This is a genomic window from Bartonella rhinolophi (assembly GCF_036576165.1).
GTDB lineage: Bacteria > Pseudomonadota > Alphaproteobacteria > Rhizobiales > Rhizobiaceae > Bartonella.
In genome coordinates this window covers 169776-186011 of the sequence record NZ_JBAFWY010000001.1, presented here as the reverse complement: position 1 = coordinate 186011, position 16236 = coordinate 169776, and the positions used below count along the sequence as shown (strand labels likewise).

13 protein-coding genes are annotated in these 16236 nt (G+C 38.7%); 5 read left to right on the top strand and 8 right to left on the bottom strand.

The features are described from left to right. Positions 1–144: 144 nt before the first annotated feature. Positions 145–2442: an NADP-dependent malic enzyme gene (locus tag V5N67_RS00745; RefSeq protein ID WP_332059838.1), complete on the top strand. Its 2298-nt coding sequence runs from the start codon at positions 145–147 to the stop codon at positions 2440–2442. A gap of 53 nt (positions 2443–2495) precedes the next feature. On the opposite strand, the gene secB is transcribed toward V5N67_RS00745, so the two are convergent. Both secB and V5N67_RS00735 read right to left on the bottom strand, forming a co-directional pair. Then, a complete protein-coding gene (gene secB, locus V5N67_RS00740) occupies positions 2496–2972 on the bottom strand; it encodes a protein-export chaperone SecB (protein ID WP_332059836.1) in 477 nt (158 codons plus the stop codon). Between the two features lie 141 nt (positions 2973–3113). Next, a complete protein-coding gene (locus V5N67_RS00735; RefSeq protein WP_332059835.1) occupies positions 3114–3620 on the bottom strand; it encodes an FxsA family protein in 507 nt (168 codons plus the stop codon). A gap of 183 nt (positions 3621–3803) precedes the next feature. Between V5N67_RS00735 and V5N67_RS00730 the strand changes: the two genes are divergently transcribed. Further along, complete coding sequence (locus V5N67_RS00730) at positions 3804–4496, top strand: Tim44/TimA family putative adaptor protein (protein ID WP_332060288.1); 693 nt, start codon at positions 3804–3806, stop codon at positions 4494–4496. 57 nt (positions 4497–4553) lie between these two features. Beyond that, complete coding sequence (locus V5N67_RS00725) at positions 4554–5135, top strand: Smr/MutS family protein (RefSeq protein WP_332059833.1); 582 nt, start codon at positions 4554–4556, stop codon at positions 5133–5135. Between the two features lie 715 nt (positions 5136–5850). Here V5N67_RS00725 and V5N67_RS00720 read toward each other — a convergent pair. After that, positions 5851–6864, bottom strand: a complete 1014-nt coding sequence (locus V5N67_RS00720) for an Hsp33 family molecular chaperone (RefSeq protein ID WP_332059832.1) — start codon at positions 6862–6864, stop codon at positions 5851–5853. Positions 6865–7784: 920 nt separating this feature from the next. Then, positions 7785–8984: an aspartate aminotransferase family protein gene (locus V5N67_RS00715; RefSeq protein WP_332060287.1), complete on the bottom strand. Its 1200-nt coding sequence runs from the start codon at positions 8982–8984 to the stop codon at positions 7785–7787. 459 nt (positions 8985–9443) lie between these two features. On the opposite strand from V5N67_RS00715, the gene V5N67_RS00710 reads away from it, so the two are divergent. Next, on the top strand, positions 9444–9977 hold the full coding sequence (locus tag V5N67_RS00710; RefSeq protein WP_332059831.1) for a GcrA family cell cycle regulator: 534 nt from the start codon (positions 9444–9446) through the stop codon (positions 9975–9977). Between the two features lie 110 nt (positions 9978–10087). Here the strand turns inward: V5N67_RS00710 and V5N67_RS00705 are convergent, their stop codons facing one another. The 4 genes from V5N67_RS00705 to ccmA all read right to left on the bottom strand — a co-directional run bounded on the left by V5N67_RS00705 (position 10088) and on the right by ccmA (position 13075). Then, entirely contained in the window at positions 10088–10750 is a 663-nt protein-coding gene (locus V5N67_RS00705; RefSeq protein WP_332060286.1) for a DsbE family thiol:disulfide interchange protein, read from the bottom strand. A 212-nt stretch (positions 10751–10962) separates the two neighbouring features. Next, positions 10963–11742: a heme ABC transporter permease gene (locus V5N67_RS00700; protein ID WP_332059830.1), complete on the bottom strand. Its 780-nt coding sequence runs from the start codon at positions 11740–11742 to the stop codon at positions 10963–10965. Between the two features lie 45 nt (positions 11743–11787). Further along, a complete protein-coding gene (gene ccmB / locus V5N67_RS00695; RefSeq protein WP_332059828.1) occupies positions 11788–12453 on the bottom strand; it encodes a heme exporter protein CcmB in 666 nt (221 codons plus the stop codon). 1 nt (position 12454) lies between these two features. Continuing rightward, a complete protein-coding gene (ccmA, locus tag V5N67_RS00690) occupies positions 12455–13075 on the bottom strand; it encodes a heme ABC exporter ATP-binding protein CcmA (RefSeq protein WP_332059827.1) in 621 nt (206 codons plus the stop codon). Positions 13076–13374: 299 nt separating this feature from the next. On the opposite strand from ccmA, the gene acnA reads away from it, so the two are divergent. Beyond that, on the top strand, positions 13375–16062 hold the full coding sequence (gene acnA / locus V5N67_RS00685; RefSeq protein WP_332059825.1) for an aconitate hydratase AcnA: 2688 nt from the start codon (positions 13375–13377) through the stop codon (positions 16060–16062). Positions 16063–16236 lie beyond the last annotated feature (174 nt).

The window sequence follows — 16236 nt, the reverse complement described above, 5'->3', positions numbered from 1 at the left end:
CTTCATTATCTCTAAATTGAAACGCATGATCATATCTGTTAAAGCGAGCATAGCGATTTCTGGCATATGAATCAAATTTTAAAATCAGATAATTAACGCATTATCGAACAGGAATTTGCACTGTTTTTGGAGAAATTAAGTAAGATGAAAAAAAATGAACAGGATCAAAGAGCCTATCAAACGGTTTATAGTGTCAGTGAGCGAGAAGCTCTTGATTTTCATAGTCGTGGTCGACCTGGAAAGCTTGAAATTGTTGCGACAAAATCTATGGCAACGCAGCATGATTTAGCACTTGCTTATTCACCAGGTGTTGCTGTTCCAGTTAAAGCAATTGCTCAAAATCCAGCGCTGGTTTATGATTATACGGCAAAAGGCAATCTTGTTGCTGTTATATCAAATGGGACGGCTATTTTGGGTTTAGGCAATTTAGGGGCATTGGCATCTAAGCCAGTAATGGAAGGCAAAGCAGTACTTTTTAAGCGCTTTGCAGATATTGATTCAATTGATCTGGAAGTTGATACAAATGATACGGAAAGTTTTATCAATCTGGTGCGCCATTTAGAACCTTCTTTTGGTGGGATAAATCTTGAGGATATTAAAGCACCTGAGTGTTTTATAATCGAAAGTCGCTTACGTGAAATAATGAATATTCCTGTTTTTCACGACGATCAACACGGTACGGCAATCATTGTAGCTGCGGGTGTGCTGAATGCCTTGTATTTAACTGGGCGTGATATGGAAAATACAAAGTTGGTTTGTAATGGCGCCGGTTCTGCGGGAATTGCTTGTATTGAACTCATTAAGGCAATGGGGTTTCGGTCTGAAAATATCATATTATGTGATACGAAAGGTGTTGTCTATGAGGGTCGTGAAGAGGGGATGAATCAGTGGAAATCTGCTCATGCTATCCGAACGGATAAACGCACTCTTGCTGAGGCGATGGAAGGTGCTGACATGTTTTTTGGTGTTTCTGCTAAAGGCGCAATTACCCCTGAGATGGTAAAGTCGATGGCGCCTCAGCCAATCATTTTTGCTATGGCTAATCCCGATCCAGAAATTACGCCAGAAGAGGTTATGCAAGTGCGTGATGATGCTATTATAGCGACAGGTCGCTCGGATTATCCAAATCAGATAAATAATGTTCTTTGTTTTCCTTATATGTTTCGTGGTGCACTTGATGTACGCGCAACAGTCATTAATGAAGAGATGAAAATTGCTGCAGCAAGAGCTCTGGCAGATTTAGCTCATGAGGAAGTGCCTGAGAGCGTTGCGGAAGCTTATCGTGGAAAGCGATTGAAATTTGGTCGAAATTATATCATTCCTGTCCCTTTTGATCCGCGTTTGTTCACGGTCGTTTCAATTGCAGTGGCAAAAGCAGCAATGGAAAGCGGTGTTGCACAAAAGCACATTGATGATTTAGAGGCTTATGAGCGTGATTTAAATGCGAGACGTGATCCCATTTCTTCCATTATGCGTGGCGTTTATAACCATGTTCGTCAAGCACCAAAACAAATTGTTTTTGCAGAAGGTGAAGAAGAACAGGTAATGCGGGCAGCTGTGTCCTATGTTCATCAAAAACTGGGGCAAGCGGTTTTGATTGGTTGTGAAGAAAAAATTAAGAAGACTGCTGCTGTTGCTGGGATTGATCTTGAGCGTGAAGGCATTTCTGTTATGAACGCTAAGCTCTCCTGTCGTACCGATGTTTATGCAAATTATCTTTATAAAAAGATGCAGCGCCAAGGTTGGCTATTGCGTGATTGTCATCGTCGCATCAATAATGATCGCAATTATTTTGCTGCTTGTATGGTAGCGTTAGGGGATGGTGATGCAATGGTTACAGGGGTGACGCGCAATTATGAGACAGCGTTGATTGATATACGTCGCGTAATTAATGAGAAACCAAAAGAACGGTTGATTGGTATCTCGATGGCCATTTGCCGTGGGCGGACTGTGTTTATTGCAGATACAGCTGTTTACGAGAACCCTAACGCTGAAGAACTTGCTGATATAGCAGAACAGGCAGCTTCTTTTGTTTGTGATTTAGGATATCAACCGCGGGTAGCATTTGTAGCATTTTCTACTTTTAGTTATGTAAAAGGACAGGTTACGCAGCATATTCAGGATGCTATTAATATTTTGCATGAACGCAAGGTTAGCTTTGAATGTGATGGAGAAATAAGTGCTGATGTGGCACTCAATTCAAAATTGATGCAGCAGTATCCCTTTCTGGGATTAACGGAGCCTGCTAATATTTTGGTGATGCCTGGATATCATGCATCTTCCATTGCTAGTAAAATGTTACAAGAGCTTGGTGAAGCAACTATTATTGGTCCTATTTTGATTGGATTGGAAAGATCTGTCCAAATTGTGCCGTTTAGTGGAAACGATACGGATGTTGTCAATATTGCAACTTTAGCTGCTTACCATGCAAAAAAATTATAAAAAAAGGTCTCTGATATTTCAGGACCTTTTTGATCATAAAAAAACAAATTTTTTTAAGATGGTTTTGTCTGGCTGTTTTTTTGTTCTTCAGCAATACGTTTTTGAAACAGAGCTGCAAAATCAATCGGATCAATCCACAAAGGTGGGAAACCACCATTTTGAGTAGCATCAGATATAATTTGCCGCGCAAATGGAAATAAAAGACGAGGACATTCAATGAAAACAAGTGGCATAACATGTTCTTGTGAAATATTTTTAATATGGAAAACACCACCATAAATTAATTCTACATGAAATAACGTTTCAGTATCATCATCGGCTTTGACTGAGAGGGATAAAACGACATCATAATTATCATCACCAATTGGGTTGGCGTTAACATTAATATTGATGTCGATTTGCGGTGCCTTCTCACGTGGACGCAGCGAGCGAGGGGCACTTGGATTTTCGAATGAAAAATCTTTTAAATATTGAGTCAATACAGCAAAAACTGGTTCTCCACCATTGTTATTAATTTCACCTTCAGCCATACTACGAACCTCTCATCATAATGTGTGTATTTCTATTTTATATCTAAAGATTAAGCTGGTTACCACGCCTTACAAACGGTTGCAAGAAACGCTCTCCTTGTATTTATTATTTTTATGTCCGTGACAGATTTTTTAGGCATTTCAATGATTATCATCATTTTTTCGCCATGGTGATTCTTTGACACTGTGAATTTGATATTCTTCTTCTTTAAGCTCAATTATTTTTTCAAATTTATTTTTGGTACTGTCATTGTTCTTATAGTAGCTGCTGGTGTTGTTATTAAATGATAAAAACAAATACCAGATAATTTTACGGGCTGGTTTAATAAGGAGTAGTATTCCCAAAATATCGCTTACAAATCCAGGGATAATAAGCAAAATTGCACCAATGATGATGAAGGCATCATTGATTATATAATTCTCTAATGTGCGCCCTTGAATAAGTTCACGCTGTATGTTTTTAAAAAGGCTAATACCTTGAATTCGCAATAAAATACTGCCAACAATTGTCGTTAGAATGATCAAACTCAAAGTTGCCAAAATTCCAATTTTTTTGCCAACAAAGATAAAACTAGCGATTTCAATTAAGAGAGCGCCGAGAATGACAATGACAAAAAAGCGAGGATTTATAGGATAAGATTTGATCACATGAAAATTCCCTTTTCAAAATTTGAGGCAAAAAATTATTAAGAGTTATCCTTTTTGAACTTAAATTGGGAACTATAAAAAATATTTAAATGATAGATTCCCTATTTTACATGTTTATGGATAAATGATATTGACTGCAATGTTTATTACAGATCATCTGAAATTTGGAGATTGACAGTGTCCATGGAATTTGACATCGTACTTGTCGTAGCTCTTGTTATTATGGTTGTCGTTTTTGTGCAGCTGCGTAATGTTTTAGGAAAACGGATTGGTTTTGAAAAGCCTCCCTTTGATCCTTATTCAAATTGTTCTAAAAAAAAGGTTGAGACAGAAACGGCTGATAATGTTGCTTCGTTCCCTCATCAAGTCAATTCGCAAAAGGGCGATTTTAGTGAAATTGATGCAATCGCACCTGAAGGAAGTGTGCTGAATGAAGGCTTGCGGGCTATTCGTCAAAGTGATCCTCATTTTTCTCCTCAATTTTTTATCAAGGGTGCTCAAGTTGCTTATGAAATGATTGTCACAGCTTTTGCCAAAGGTGATCGCGACCAGCTTAAAAAATTGCTTTCTCAAGATGTCTTTGAAAGTTTTTGCGCCGCTATTGAGCAACGCGAAAGAAATAGTGAAAAAGTCCAGTTTACTTTTGTTGGAATTAATAAGATAGAATTTGTTGCGGCAGCAATGCAAGAAAAGGAAGAGTTTTTAACTGTGCGTATTGTCAGTGAAATGATTTCTGTAACTTACAATGAGCAGGAAGAATGTATAGATGGTGATCCTGAAACTATTGTAGAAGTTAGAGATGTTTGGACTTTTGTTCGCAATAGTCTATCATCAGATCCCAACTGGAAGCTTTTTGCAACAGAAGATGAAAATTAAAATGTTTTTCATCTATAAAATCGTATAGATAAGATTTATGAGAGATTGAAAATTGAAATGGCTACGGGTAAACGGGGACGAAAAGGGGATCCATTAGTTTTAAAAGACCGTCTTTTATGGGAAATGGTATGTCGTACTATAATACCGCTTCATGATCAGCTTCACTCTGCTCTTCCAGAAGATGTTGCAAATATTGATCATGAGAACCAACGTGTAACACAAGTTTCTTCATTTTCTCAGGAAAATCAACAAAGATCAATAACAGTTAAAAAAGAAAAGGGATGTGTTGCACGGGCATATGCAGATCATTCCTTCGATCGTGTCGCACATCGTAAAATTTCCAAAGGCCGTTATCCTATTGATGCGCATCTTGATCTTCATGGTTATACGCAGGAGGAGGCTTACTTTTTCTTAAAAAATTTTCTAAAATTATCGCAGCAAAATGGGTTGCGCTATGTGCTCGTGATTACAGGAAAAGGGCGATCACATGGGAGTGATGGCGTTCTGTATCACTTTGTTCCTCATTGGTTGTCGACACCAGCTTTTCGATATTACGTGCATGAATTTGGGCAAGCTGCTCGTCAGCATGGGGGTGGTGGTGCATTGTATGTCCGGCTGCGCCGCTCTGTGTTAAGGTAAGGTGTGGTGCTGTCTGGGTTTATTTTAGATTGAGTATTGGTTTCATCAAGAACAATATTCCGTGAATCTTATTTTCTTGTAAGAGATGTGAAAGCAAATGGTTTTTTTAATATTTGCATTATCATTTCCAATTTTTGCGGGCAGTGATCTCTACTGTTGCGATTTTATAAAAGAGTTTCTGTTATTGCAAAACAGAACAGGTGTGCAATCATGATCTGTACAGTAGCACTTAGAGCATCGCGGAAATTTGGGTAAGTTCTGGTTTTTCAGTAATTAAACGCTTGTTTGCAGCTTTATATTTGATGATTTGTTACATAATCACATGTTTTGTAATGTGTTGGCAATTGCGTTATCAAAATCATATAGTTTTTTGTCTTCGCTTTTTTAATCGGGGGATGTGCTGTCATTGAGGCTTATCACTATCATTAAAAAGAACTCGAAGGAGTTGGTTTGATTTGTAAGCGGTCAATTTCTGATATGTCAAATATGGCGGAGATATTTTAAAAGAAGATGAAATTTTTAAAAAGAAAGCTGTGCTGATAAATTGCAATGGAATTTGTTACTGATTTTAACAGGAACGTTATAGGTGTAAAGGAGTGAGCAAGTTGAAGGGGATTAAGATAAACAAACTGCTGAACCATTGATGCTGAGATGCAATGGTATATAAAATGAAATTGAGATATTATAGCATTTTCTTTGTTATGAGAAATATTTATCATGTTTTTTCTTGAGAAAGTTCTTGTGGCTTAAAATGATAAATTGTTGAGCAAAATTCACATGTCACTGAAATATATTCGTCTTTAATCATTTGGATACGTTCCTCAGGGGGAAATCCTTCTAGTATTTCTTTAATTTTTTTGCGCGAACAGGAACATTGATTCACAAGAGAAAGAGACGTAAAAACTCTGACGCCTTGTTCATGGAAAAGGCGAAACAATAGTCGCTTGCTGCCAACTTGGGGGTCAGTCAGTTCTGTATTTTCAATGGTTGCAGTAAGCGCTTTGGCTTCTTGCCATTGATTTTCAAGTTGGGCACGAGTTTTGGTTTCTGCTAATTTTTTATTGGATTCACATATTTTATGATGAGCTGGTGATGTTTGAGGTAAAAGTTGGATTAAAATACCTCCTGCTCTCCAACTTTTTTGCGGTTTTCCTTGTTGGTCGCGGTTAATCAAGATAGCAACTGCTAAACGAATATCGGTTGGGATTTGTTCTGATTGGTCAAAATAAGCACGGGAAACTTCTTGTAAATTTGACCCATCTAATTCAACAATTCCCTGATAGCGCTGCGTATAAGTGCCTTGATCGATGGTGAAGGCTAAAGTTCCTTTGCCAAGAAGTGTTTCTGAGGATGTCTGACCATTGGCTATTGCTTGTTTTAGGTTTTCTTCATCAAAACGAGCGTAACCACGTAGGCTGGAAGGAGGAGAAAAGTCGCAAACCAACATATTAACTGGTCCATTGGAGTGAGTTTGTAAAATGAACTTTCCTTTAAGTTTTAGGGAAGTGCCAAGAAGAACAGTTAAAACTAAAGCTTCTGCTAAAAGGTAAGAGACAGGTTCAGGATATTGATGCTTTGTAAGAATGGAATTTAAAGTTTCCCCAAGTTGTACGGCGCGCCCACGTATATCAAGTTCTTCGACTTGAAAGGGAACAACAGTATCATCTTCATTCATGTAGATGTTATGGAGAGAAGTTTTATTTTTGGCTTGTTCGTGCTTGTTGCCCATATTTTCGCCTTTTATGTTATTTGTCTTGGCAGGTTATTGTGAAGAGAAAAATGCATCTTGTAAACATCATGAAGGAACTACTTTTTAGGCATGAAGAGGATTTTTATATTAAAATGCGGTTTATTGAACGCAAAATCTATAACTTCTTGATTACGATGAGTGAGACAGTGCATGAAGAAGATGTTGGATTTGGCGTATTTATCACGGATTCATTGGTTTGATAAGGCTTAAGGTATGAGTGATGTGGTCACAAAGCGTTTATCTTAGAAATTGTACGTGTTTATTATGGTGTAATCGATATCTTCGGCAGTTTTTTAGGGATTATTTGTGCGTGCAATATTTACTTTGTGTGCGTGCTGTTAGATTAGCATTTTGTCTGTGATTCATGATTTTTAGTGTAGTCAAGGCGCAGATGAAAGTTAAGGAAAGTTTGCTGCGTTGATCAAGGGGTGGATGACATTATTGCTATTTTTTAACAGTGTGTCTTGCAATGTTCTTTATAGATACTAAAGTTTGGTAAAAATATATATGATCTGTAAGATTGTTAATAGCTAAAATTTTGAATATACCGCGCTCATTTGAATAGTTTGTGATGTTTGACGCTCGTGGAATAATGTACTTCAAAAAGTGATAATATTTGTGCAATATTTGGGAGACTTTACAGTGACGGACTGTTTTTCTGAAGCAATGAATGAGTAGTATCTTCACCAAACGGTACATATCTATATTCTATATCAAATGAACCGCGTGCGTGTAGATAATTTTCCTAGAATCATTGTTAATGTTTCTCTAACAAAGTATTATGCATTTTTTGCTTTGAAGTTTGTTTTGAAGCATTTCGCATAATGAGGAGTGCGCGCTTTACGAGCAAATAGATAAATGAATGAAGTGATGAGGAGTTATTTATCATGATATTACACTTATCGCTGTTTGTTTGTTTGTGAAAGATAGGAAATTGCTTTTTCAATACGATATAAGCTTTCATCTATTTCTTCTTCAGTGATGATAAGGGGAGGTAATAAACGCACTACGTTATTGCTGGCACCAACACTTAGAATATATTCATTTTCCAACGCGTTAATGACAACATGAGAGGGGATGACACATTGAATCCCTACCATAAGACCTATGCCCTGAATTGCACAGATAATGTCGGGGTAAGTATTTAGAATCGTCAAAAGTCCACTTTTTAGCTTATTCCCCATATGCTGAACATGGTGGAGAAAGTTTGGTTCTAATATGATATCAAGAACACTGTTACCTACAGCCATACCGAGGAGGTTCCCTCCAAAGGTTGATCCGTGAGTTCCTCGTGTCATACTTTTTGCAGCTTTATTTGTTGCAAGACAGGCTCCTAATGGAAATCCACCACCCAATCCCTTTGCGAGGGTAAGAATGTCAGGTATGATATCGCTCCATTCATAAGCGAAAAACTTTCCTGTCCGTCCAATGCCAGTTTGGACTTCATCCAAAATCAACAAAAGATCATTATCATCACATATTTTGCGTAAAAGCCTTAAATTTTCATAAGATACCGTTCGTATTCCTCCTTCTCCTTGAATAGGTTCAATAAGGATGGCTGCGGTATTTTTATTGATAGCGTTACGTAAAGCAATTTCATCACAAAAAGGGATTTGAATAAACCCACCAGCTTTAGGTCCAAAGCCTTCAAGATATTCTTTTTGCCCCGTAGCAGCAAGCGTTGCAAGTGTGCGTCCGTGAAATGCTCCTTCAAAAGTAATGATTTCAACGCGTGTTGGATGACCAGATGCATGATGATAGTGACGAGCAGTTTTAAATGCACATTCCAGTGCTTCGGCACCAGAGTTGCAGAAAAAGACCTTATCAGCAAAGCTGTTTGCACAAAGTCGTGCAGCAAGAGTTTCTTGTTCAGGTGATTGAAAAAGATTGGAAACATGCCACAGCTTTTCAGCTTGTGTTTTAAGCGTGTCAACCAATTTTGGGTGCGCGTATCCTAATGCATTGACGGCAATACCAGATGTACAGTCAAGATAACGTTCTCCTTTATCGGAAATAAGCCATACACCGTCACCTTGCTTGAAATGCAAATGACGCCGAGCAAAACACTGGTAAAGTGGATGTGTAGCAATGGTATTCATCATTATTTCCTTTATGTTGTGAGCTTTGCGATGCCACAAATAAAACTGTGCTGCATCTCTCAATACAGTACAGCGGTATTTTATTACGATAAATTATCGATATAAATGATTGCATTGATTGGCAAAAAGTCAATAAAAGTTCTGAAAGGGTATATTTGTATGAAAAAATCTTGAATAAAAAGGACAGTTTTATCTATGATTGATTCGCAAGTTGGGGAAAACATCCTAAATAGACCTTTTAAAAGGGAAAGGCACTTGTCATTGAGTCAGTGCATATTGTAGTTTAAATCGGCAAACGAAATTGTATTTTGGTTCATAAATTCCACAGGTTGGGTGAAGTTTTTTGTGCTCGGATAGGGTGTAAGAATTTTTCATTCAGCTTATTTGAGAATATGGTTGAAATATTTGAAAGGTGCAATGGAGCGCATCTCGATGAGATGACTGGAATGGAGTGCTGGTATGAGTTGGACATGTGAACGCGTTGAACTTCTTAAGAAGTTTTGGAGTGAAGGTTTAAGTGCAAGTCAGATTGCAGCTCAGTTGGGTGGAGTGAGTAGGAATGCAGTGATCGGTAAAGTGCATCGACTAAAACTACCAGGACGTGGTAAAACAGCGCCAGTGGTTTCGCGTGCACAAAAGGCATCTGCGAGTGTTAGCCCATCGGTTTCACGGATGCATCGCGCTGCATCGACGGTATTACCAGCAAATGCTGCCTCTTGCAGTGTTGGAGCGACAGCTTTAAAGATGGAATTTGTCGCTGAGGAAGTAACAGAAATTGATGCATCTGCAAAATCAGACGTGGTTGTACCTATGTCTCGCCATCTTAGTCTTTTGCAGTTAAGCGAAAATACATGTAGATGGCCAGTCGGAGATCCTTTGTCACCAGATTTTCATTTTTGTGGTGCGGATTCTGGTGAAAATAGTTCTTATTGTGCTTTTCATGCAAAAATAGCATTTCAGCCAATATCTGAAAGACGGCGGATAAGAGTGTAATACTTATTGCTGTAGTTTTTATACTTCATCATTTAAGTTTCAAGTTTAAATATATATCCGCTATGAGAGGGGAATTTTACGAGGATATGTGTCGTTAGTGAGCTTAGAAATTATTCTCGCTTAAGGGGCTTTTTATTCAAATTTTGTCTCTTGGTGTTATTGTATGATGATGTGTTGTTGGATATTTCGTTTGTTATTATAGCTTTTTCGATTTTCGGTAAGATTTCTTTTTGGTAAATTTGCCATGTTAAAGGGCCAGCGTGTTTAGCAATGATGATACTGTCTTTATTCAAAAGAAAGGTTTCAGGTGGTCCATACACACCCCAGTTTATAGCTGTACGTCCCGAAATATCAAAGCCAATAAATTTGAAAGGGTTCCCAAAGTTTTTTAGAAAACGTTGGGCATTTTCTTTGTTATCCTTGTAGTTAATTCCAATAAGATCAAAACGTTTATCTTGCGCAATTTTCATAAGAAGATGGTGCTCTTCGCGGCAGGGTAGGCACCAAGAACCCCAAAAATTGATCAATGTTACACGCCCTTTAAACTGTTCTGAATCTAAATAACTTTCATTGTTAAGTAAGGGAAGGTTGGTTTTGGGAGCGGGTTTTTCAGTGAGTGTATTTGGGATAAGAGAAGTGTTGTTGAAATATTTGCTGTTCATAAAACTGAAGAAAAAAATCATGAGCAAGAGAAAAAGTAAAAATGGTCCAAAAAAGCTGAAAAAGATAGGAAAAGATACGCGTTTTTTCGGTGTTTGAGGAGTGCTTTCCATTGTATTTTCTTTTTGAAACAACTCTTTTGCTTTCAACTGTTTCAGAATTTTTTTTTGGTGTGCACTTTTACGAAGAATATGCCCAATAAGACAAAGAAGAGAAATTGCAGAGAGCATGTAGCTCAAAATAACAATTTGCTCATGACGAAGAGTGCCAAGGAAAAAATCAATTTGCTGAGACAGATTCCCTAAAAACCCATTCTGGGTACCATTTAGGTTGAACATGATGAAGAATCCTGATGTCGTGCGCGACGTGCTTCTTTGATTTGAAGTGCTTGGATATGACGATTGACAATTTCGTTTCGCATAGCCATCAAATATAACAAAATAAATGTAAAGGTAAAACAAAATAACATTGTTATGAGTGGCCATAACATAGCACTGTCGATTGTTGTGCCTCCTGAACGTAAAAGTGATGCTGATTGATGGAGTGTATTCCACCAGTTAACGGAAAATTTGATAATGGGAATATTCACGAATCCCACCAATATCAAAATTGCTGTAGCACGCGCAGATTTTTTTGGGTTATCAAAAGCGCGAGCAAGCATAACAATGGCGAGGTAGATAAAAAATAGGATAAAAACCGATGTTAGTCGTGCATCCCACACCCACCATGTTCCCCATGTAGGGCGCCCCCAAAGTGCCCCTGTCATTAGAGCTAAGGCTGTGAAAATTGTGCCGATAGGCGCACCACATTTAAGTGCTATATCAGCGAGAGGATGTTTCCAAATTAGAGTTCCTAGTGCGGCAGCGCACATCACCACATAACAAAACGTAGATAACCATGCAAATGGTACATGAAGATACATAATCTTAACGGTCATACCCTGTTGATAGTCATCAGGGGAGTGCATAATAAGAGCAAGTCCTAAGAGAAGAAAACACAATATTATAGCGGTTAACCAAGGCAAAACAATACCGCTTATTTCCATGAAACGGGTTAAACTTGCAGGAGGTGATTCTATTTTATATGTGCGAGATATTTTATTCATATGTTTATAATAAGTAGACTTTAGCTGTACAGCAAATTTCTTTTACTATTCTGATAAATATCTGAGCGTTATAGCTGCAACAAAAGAGCTAAGAAGACTCAAAATGAGCGAAAAAGCGGCGAGAAAAGCTAAGGCAGTAAGAAAAGAGACATTTGGATTTGTTGGAGCTGCAGCAGCCACAATACCAAAAATCATGATTGGAATTACCCATGGTAGGATGATGATAAAAATGAGAAGAGTGCTGTGCAATAATGATGTAGCTAATGCTGCTCCAATAGCTCCAATAAAAGTGATAGCTGGTGTTCCGCATAAAAGGGTGAGTATTGTTGTAAAAGTTGTCACTGTATCTAAATGAAGCATCAGTGCTAAAATAGGCGTAACAAAAATAAGGGGCAGCATAGTTCCTACCCAATGGGCAAGACACTTGGTAAATACAATCAACGTTAGACTTTGTCTTTGTCCAGAGAGAATAAATTGATCAAGATTTCCATCATCGTGATCGGTTTGAAAAAGTTTATTTAAATTAAGGAGTCCAGCAAGAAGTGCTCCAAACCACAACATGCCTGGACCTATTTGTGCGAGGACTTTTGGGTCTGGTCCAATGGCGAAGGGGGTTATGGCAATAATCGCAATGAAAAATAAAAGTCCTGTTAACGAGGAAGCTTGTGGTGATAAGGTTAATCTGAGGTCACGCCAAAATAGCACTTTCATTTTATTCTCTTTCAAGAGGTAGAAAATTTTCTAAAATAATCTCATGGTTTTCTGGAGTGGTGAGTGGTATGTGGGTTGTAGCGATAATCATGCCACCTTGGTTTAAATGGTGCTGGAAAAGATTGGCAAGAATAGTTTGAGCTTGACTATCGAGTCCAGCTATCGGTTCATCTAAAATCCAAATAGGGCGGTAAGATAGCAAAAGTCGAGCAATGGCAACACGTCTTTTTTGTCCAGTTGATAGAGCTTTAAAGGGTAAATGTCCAAGATCAGAAAGACCAATATCTGCAAGGGCTTCATGGGGATGACGCATATGTTGCCCATAAAATGCTGACCAAAACTGTAGATTATCAATGACTGATAAGGGAGATTTCATGGCATTTTGGTGTCCTAAATAATGACATGCAGTTGCCACGGGGTACGTGTGTTCGTGGTCTTTCAGTATTACATAACCTTCAGCAGCTTCAAGAAAGCCAGCAATGATTCGAAGTAAGGTAGATTTTCCAATACCATTTGAGCCCGTGATTGTCATAAGTTGTTGGGGAAATAAACAAAAAGAAAGACCTTGAAATAAGGTTTCTTCACCTCTTTTTGCTGCTAAGTTTTTACCCAGTAATATCATATGGATTGCCTAGTTTTGCCATTGTTTGTGTAATCTTTATTGCATTATAAGACAAAAAACACGTTTTTTATGTAATTGTGCCTAGAATAGTTCTAGAAATAGTTCTATAAGCCGTGTTGCACCAACAACGAATGGAGAATGGTTTTTGGCGCCGATTTTCGAATTTGCCTACGAGAGAGGGTGGAAAGAGAAAATGGAAAGTAGGGGGGTGGCTACGTTTGCGCTAAAGCTGCGATCTTGATTCGCAGGTTGTTCATTCTGGGAAGTCGGGTAAATTTTTAGTATGAGGGTGGGCAGTCATGTCTCAAATTGATAGCTTTAATTGTTGCAAAACTTTAGATATTGATGGCAAAGAATACACTTATTATAGTTTGATTGAAGCGGAGAAAAATGGGCTCCACGGTGTTTCTCGTTTACCGTTTTCAATGAAAGTTATCCTCGAAAATTTATTACGATTTGAAGATGGTCGCACAGTTAAGAGAGAAGATATTTTAAATGTCGCTAAATGGCTAAAGAATAAAGGCAGTACTGGTGCAGAAATTGCTTATCGCCCTGCACGCGTCCTTATGCAAGATTTCACAGGTGTTCCTGCAGTTGTTGACCTTTCCGCAATGCGAGATGCTATGGTTAAACTTGGGGGTGATGCTGAAAAAATCAATCCTCTCATCCCCGTCGATCTAGTCATCGACCACTCAATCATTGTTGATAATTTTGGCAATCCTATGGCTTTTAAGGAAAATGTTGAGCATGAATATGAACGCAATAGTGAACGCTATCGTTTCTTGAAGTGGGGGCAGCAAGCTTTTCAAAATTTTCGCGTTGTTCCCCCAGGGACAGGAATTTGCCATCAGGTTAACCTAGAATATTTAGCGCAATGTGTGTGGATGAAGGATGAAGGAGGGCGTCGGACGATTTATCCTGATACTTGTGTGGGAACTGATTCGCACACGACTATGGTGAACGGCTTGGGTGTTTTGGGATGGGGTGTTGGTGGTATTGAAGCAGAAGCGGCAATGTTAGGGCAGCCCGTTTCTATGTTGTTACCTGAAGTTATTGGCTTTCGTTTAACAGGTAGGCTTAAAGAGGGTGTGACTGCTACTGATTTAGTGTTGATGGTAACGCAAATGTTACGCAAGAAAGGCGTCGTCGGTAAATTTGTTGAGTTTTTTGGCTCTGGTTTAGAACATATGACGCTTGCTGATCGGGCAACAATTGCGAATATGGCGCCTGAATATGGGGCAACATGTGGTTTTTTCCCAATTGATAAAGAAACTGTGCGTTATCTCAATATGACAGGGCGCGATGAAAGTCAGATTGCTTTAGTGGAAGCTTATTCTAAAGCGCAAGGGATGTGGCATGATGAAATGGTCGCTGATCCCATTTTTAGTGATGTAATTGAATTGGATATGGGAAGTGTTGTGCCCTCTATGGCGGGTCCTAAGCGCCCTGAAGGACGTATTGCATTGGAAAATGTTGGACAGGGGTTTGAAGAGTCATTGGTTAATGACTATAAGAAGACTGTTGGGCAAGATGATCGTTATCACGCTGAGAATGAGGAATACGATCTTGGTCACGGTGATGTGGTGATTGCTGCGATTACTTCTTGTACGAATACATCAAACCCGAGTGTCCTTATTGCTGCAGGTCTTTTAGCGCGGAATGCTGTGGCAAAAGGCCTTAGGAGCAAACCATGGGTTAAGACTTCTCTTGCGCCTGGTTCGCAAGTTGTTGAAGCCTATCTTTTCAATTCAGGTCTTCAAAAATATTTGGATACGCTAGGGTTTAACGTGGTAGGTTTTGGGTGCACGACGTGTATTGGGAATTCTGGCCCTTTGCTACCAATTATTTCTAAAACAATTAATGATAATGGTTTAATTGCTGCCGCAGTTCTTTCAGGAAATCGTAACTTTGAAGGGCGTGTATCGCCTGATGTGCAAGCGAATTATTTAGCTTCGCCGCCGTTAGTTGTTGCGCACGCTTTAGCTGGAACAGTGCGTAAAGATTTAACCAAGGAGCCTCTTGGTGAAGGTTCAGATGGTCAACCAGTGTATTTGAGAGATATTTGGCCAACTTCTAAAGAAATACAGGAATTTATTGAAAAGAACGTTACACGTAAGATTTTTGTTGAAAAATATGCAGATGTATTTAAGGGCGATGAAAATTGGCAAAAAGTTCAAGTTCCTACAGGTGTGACCTATTCCTGGGATGAGCAATCAACCTATGTGCGTAATCCGCCTTATTTCGATGGCATGCAGAAGATTCCTAATGTTTTATCAGATATTAAGGATGCGCGGATTTTGGGTTTGTTTGGTGATAAAATTACGACAGATCATATTTCCCCTGCTGGTTCCATTAAAATTGATTCTCCTGCTGGGAAATATTTAACTGATCATGGTGTTCAAGCAGCTGATTTTAACCAATACGGTACCCGTCGTGGGAATCATGAAGTTATGATGCGTGGAACCTTTGCTAATATTCGCATCCGTAACTTCATGTTAGGAAAAAATGGTCGTGAAGGGGGCTATACAATTCATTATCCATCTGGAAAGGAACAAGCAATTTATGATGCAGCGATGATGTACAAGCAGGAAGGCGTTCCACTCGTTGTTTTTGCTGGTATTGAGTATGGTAATGGATCTTCCCGTGATTGGGCGGCTAAGGGTACCAATCTTCTTGGTGTAAAGGCAGTGATTGCTCAGTCTTTTGAGCGGATTCATCGCTCTAATCTTGTCGGTATGGGAATTGTACCTTTTGTATTTGAGGCTGGCGCAAGTTGGCAATCTTTTGGCTTAAGAGGAGATGAAAAGGTAACAATTGAAGGAATTCATGATTTAAAGCCTCGTCAAAAGACTGTAGCTATAATCACTTTTTCTGATGGAAGAGTACAAACAGTTCCATTATTGTGCCGTGTCGATACTGAAGACGAGTTGGATTATTTGCATCATGGTGGTATTTTGCAATATGTTTTGCGTAATCTAGCCGTTTAAATTGCATTTGTCTGTTGGGGGGGGGGAGTAAATTATTCAGTTGGGTATAAAAGAGTTGGACTGCAGATTTTTTTATGCTCATCTTTGAGAATTCGATTGACGTTGGTTTTAAGGTTGCGTTATAAGTCCCTTTTGTTATCAACAGCTCGATAGTTGGGTTTAGGTTTTTTGTGT

Coding starts and splice junctions, on each gene's coding strand:
- V5N67_RS00730 (WP_332060288.1), top strand. CDS start 3,804: ATGGAATTTGACATCGTACTTGTCGTAGCTCTTGTTATTATGGTTGTC.
- acnA (WP_332059825.1), top strand. CDS start 13,375: ATGTCTCAAATTGATAGCTTTAATTGTTGCAAAACTTTAGATATTGAT.
- V5N67_RS00720 (WP_332059832.1), bottom strand. CDS start 6,864: ATGGGCAACAAGCACGAACAAGCCAAAAATAAAACTTCTCTCCATAAC.
- V5N67_RS00705 (WP_332060286.1), bottom strand. CDS start 10,750: ATGGAAAGCACTCCTCAAACACCGAAAAAACGCGTATCTTTTCCTATC.
- ccmB (WP_332059828.1), bottom strand. CDS start 12,453: ATGAAAGTGCTATTTTGGCGTGACCTCAGATTAACCTTATCACCACAA.
- ccmA (WP_332059827.1), bottom strand. CDS start 13,075: ATGATATTACTGGGTAAAAACTTAGCAGCAAAAAGAGGTGAAGAAACC.
- V5N67_RS00745 (WP_332059838.1), top strand. CDS start 145: ATGAAAAAAAATGAACAGGATCAAAGAGCCTATCAAACGGTTTATAGT.
- V5N67_RS00700 (WP_332059830.1), bottom strand. CDS start 11,742: ATGAATAAAATATCTCGCACATATAAAATAGAATCACCTCCTGCAAGT.
- V5N67_RS00710 (WP_332059831.1), top strand. CDS start 9,444: ATGAGTTGGACATGTGAACGCGTTGAACTTCTTAAGAAGTTTTGGAGT.
- secB (WP_332059836.1), bottom strand. CDS start 2,972: ATGGCTGAAGGTGAAATTAATAACAATGGTGGAGAACCAGTTTTTGCT.
- V5N67_RS00715 (WP_332060287.1), bottom strand. CDS start 8,984: ATGAATACCATTGCTACACATCCACTTTACCAGTGTTTTGCTCGGCGT.
- V5N67_RS00725 (WP_332059833.1), top strand. CDS start 4,554: ATGGCTACGGGTAAACGGGGACGAAAAGGGGATCCATTAGTTTTAAAA.